This is a genomic window from Streptomyces altiplanensis (assembly GCF_053591575.1).
Window position 1 is genome coordinate 1 of sequence record NZ_JBSFUB010000205.1, and the last position, 3,449, is coordinate 3,449.

Annotated in this window: 2 protein-coding genes and 1 pseudogene; 1 reads left to right on the forward strand and 2 read right to left on the reverse strand. The window is 66.5% G+C overall.

Annotation, left to right across the window (positions count from 1 at the left end; genetic code table 11):
• Positions 1–77: pseudogene (locus ACWD0Y_RS36365) on the forward strand (transposase); the annotation flags it as partial.
• Here ACWD0Y_RS36365 and ACWD0Y_RS36370 read toward each other — a convergent pair.
• Entirely contained in the window at positions 69–1,874 is a 1,806-nt protein-coding gene (locus ACWD0Y_RS36370; RefSeq protein ID WP_450264530.1) for a site-specific integrase, read from the reverse strand. The pseudogene ACWD0Y_RS36365 and the gene ACWD0Y_RS36370 overlap by 9 nt on opposite strands.
• The gene (locus ACWD0Y_RS36375) at positions 1,871–3,271 is read right to left on the reverse strand and encodes a hypothetical protein (RefSeq protein ID WP_450264531.1); all 1,401 of its coding nucleotides are present in this window, start codon (positions 3,269–3,271) and stop codon (positions 1,871–1,873) included. Before ACWD0Y_RS36375 ends, ACWD0Y_RS36370 begins: the two co-directional genes overlap by 4 nt.
• Positions 3,272–3,449 lie beyond the last annotated feature (178 nt).

Genomic DNA, 3,449 nt, shown 5'->3' on the forward strand with positions numbered 1-3,449 from the left:
TCCAGTACCGGCCCCACACACTCGACGGCTTCATAGCCGGAACCGGCCTGACCCTCGACACACCACCCTCACCCTGACAAGCCGAAGTCAGTAACGCTGGCCTGCGCGCGTACGGTGCGGCCGAGGAAGGCCGCGGCGCCTGCAGAACGGCGTCGGTACTCGGCTGCTGCCGGCCCGCTGACGTGCTCGTTGTCCTCATCCAGACGGGTCCAGTCGTCCTCGGACTGCTCGAGGACCATCTCCAGTCGCTCCACCGCGACGTCATCCAGCCAGGAATCGTCGCCTTGGGCGGCGTAATTCAGAGTGACCTTCGTTTTGAGATGGCCGTACTGCAGGGCGGCGGCGATGAGGCCGCGGGGGCGGCGCACGATGAAGTAGGCGAGGGTGCGACGGAAGCGCGACGCGTGCAGGTGCTTAATCGGGTCTGGGGGGATCGCAACGCCGCCATCGGCGGGGGTGAAGGTGGAGTTCACCCAGTCCTGGAGCCGCTGCAGCTCACGCTTGGTCTTGCTGGAGCCCCACGTGAGGGCGCCCATTCGGCTCTTGCGGCCACCGGTGCCGGGCAGGCGGGTCGGGAAGAGCAGGTCGGTTTCGTGGAGCGTCTCCAGCAGGTCGATGGCCTGATGTACGGGGCGGACGACGGCCCAGGGGCGGCTGGCCGGCCCGCGTGACTCCGCCGCGGTGCGGTCGTGGCCTTTGCCGCGGTGCCCGAGAAGCAGCAATTCACCGGAATCGGGATCCTCCGCACGGCAGCCGCGGCGGAGATTGGCCACTTCCCCGGGGCGCATACTCGACAAATAAGACACGATGACGAAGCATGCTGCCGTCACCACCCAGACGAGGTCTGGCAGTTCGGACGCGGTGATCGGCTTGTCCCTCCACGGGCGCCCGTCGACCCGGCCAGTGACACTGCCGATGAAGAAGTCCCGGGCCACCGGAACCTCGGAGGCTTCGGCAATCGAACGGGGACCGCGGGAGAGGGAATTGGACAGCGCGGGAAGCCCGAGGAGACAGGCCAGGTACTTGAAGTCGATCGCACCGGGGTTCTCGGGGTCACCTGGCAGTGCGACGCCTGCGCGGTGCGCATCCCGGAGGAAGAGGTTCATGCGTTCGGTGTGCGGCAGCCCGGCGAACCGTCTCTGCCCGGGATGGGTTCCGGTGTACAGCTGACGGAACTCTCGCCAGGCGTCGCGGACATCGGGGCCGATGTCTTCGACGATCCGCAGGGCCCAGTCCAGGAGGGGGATCATCGTGTCCGCCGCGATCCTCGCGGTCTTGTTGCCGCGGCCGGTCTGGATGTCCTCCGCGAGCTCGCCCGGAGTGCACCCCTGCCACGGTTCCGTGACGGACATTCGGCATTCCGGAGGCAAACGCGGCGCATAGGCCCACACGGCCCGCACGGCGTTGAGGAGTGAACGGCGCGTGCTCGTGCTGGCCTGTACGGACAGGACATGGTCCAGATACAGGTCGAGATCGCGATCGTTCACTTCGTAGAGCCGATCGATGCCGCCATGCCGCAGCCAGGTCGCAAAGACGCGAAGTCGCTTGAACCACAGGTGCACCGTGGAGATGCTCGCCTGGTCGATCCCCGTGAGCCTGCTCAGGATGGGCGGGTATGGGCTGTCGAGGGTCGCCAGGGTGAAGACTTTGAAGTCGCTTTGCAGCAGGATCGGGTACGTCGACCAATGGAGTGTGATCGGTTGGATGTGCTGGTCCGGCTGGGCTTCCGCCAGCGACCATGCGGGATCCCCGACCCGCGACAGTGCCGCGCGGTCGGTTCCGTGCCGCAGAGACCGGGTATGGAGAACTGCCCTGTCCGCGAGCTCGCTCAGTAGCGACGGCAAGGTAGCGGCAGCGTCATTGGCCGTGGTCATCGCAGGTCCATCCGTCCGGCCATCAGGTCGTTGATCATTTCCGACTGGCGTCCGGTGAGCCGCCGGCGTGCCTGGTCCTGCTCGGATTGGTGGTACTGGCTCACCAGGTCCTCGAGTCGCTCGTGGTGTACCGCATGTCTCGCGTTCCACGTCGCCGCGTCGGTGTGAACCTTCAGGATGCTCATTTGGTCCAGGGCTGCTATTTGCAGGGGGAGTTGGTGGGGCAGGGCGCGGGCGTTCTCGCATCCCAGGCAGGCCAGGAACGATTCTGCGCAGGGTTCACCCGGAGGGGCTCCCGGGCTGTTGAGGTGGTCGGTACACCCAGTCAGCACGGTGTCCTGTTCACCTGAGACCAGGCGTTGAAGGACCGCAGGATCCAGGTCGGCGTCCCGGGCGGCGCCCTCCAGATCGGAGGCCGCCCGGGCAACCAGCGTGGCCGGCAGCACGGCGATACTGCGTCGCTTGCGGGCAGCGGCTACTTGGGAGCGCAGTGCGTCCGCGACGACGACGCGGGACTGAATGGCGACGTCCTCGCTGCAGGCGAGGTAGTGGTCGTTCATGGTGGCCCGGGTGTGCGCCACTGGGCGCCGCTTGCGCTCGATGCCGGTCTGCCGCAACCGCCTGGCCTCCACCGGCTCGACCCCGTCCTTCGTGGGCTCCTGGGTAGGAAATCCGTGCTGAACGGACCAGCGGGCGATGTTCTTGGCGTCGGCCCCACGCGTCCAGCGTTTCACTCCGGATATTTGTGACCGGAAGCCGGCGAAGGCCGAGCCGTGGCCGCCGTGGCGCCTGGCGAGCTGAGTCAGCTCCAGCAGCAGCTGATAGACCCGCAGCGGTGAACGAAACAGCCGGGGCTCTGGATCATCGGCGACCAGCAGAACGGCCAGTCCTTCCGGCACATCTTCCACGGGTGTCACCATGTGCTCGCGCTCCGGGCCACGCCGGGGCTTGGATGCCTCGATCAGCGCGACCTGGGGAACTCCCTCGACTCCGCCAGCCGGCCGGTGATGCGCAGCGGGCCAGGAAGCCACCGTGCCAAAGTTCTCCGCGGTCAATGCCGTCAACAACAGGCAGAACGCCGTCAACTCCCGCGAGGTCAGGCACAACCGCCGAGTAATCTCCTGGGATCCCCCCAGCGTCCACACCACCCTCACCATGGCACCTCCAGGCGCGCGTGGAAGATCGCCCGTGCGCTCAAAGACGTCCAGCAACATGCCGAGCTTGTGGTCCGGATGCCCGGATCCGATCTGCCCGGCTCGGAAGCGGGCCAGGAGATCCTGGCCGGCCCGGATACGATCCCGCGCCACCCGAATGTCATGCCGCAGGGCGACCATGATCCGCTGCATGGCGTTGTCGTCGTATGCCGGGACGTCAGAAACCTCCGTCACCTCAGGCATCCGCTCCCTGTACAGCGCATCTCTCACCTCCTTCGACAGCTGGTCGTCATCACGCCAAAGCTGCCTGAGCCGATGAAGGTGACTGAGGTTCCCCCCGCGAGCTGGACGGCTTGATACTGGGACAGATGGTCCTGGAGGAAGCAGTCACAAGTAGTGAGCACGAAGAGCAATATGAGTA

What these genes read in the sequence shown, in the direction of transcription:
- ACWD0Y_RS36370 (WP_450264530.1), bottom strand. Translation starts at nt 1,874, where the DNA reads ATGACCACGGCCAATGACGCTGCCGCTACCTTGCCGTCGCTACTGAGC.
- ACWD0Y_RS36375 (WP_450264531.1), bottom strand. Translation starts at nt 3,271, where the DNA reads ATGCCTGAGGTGACGGAGGTTTCTGACGTCCCGGCATACGACGACAAC.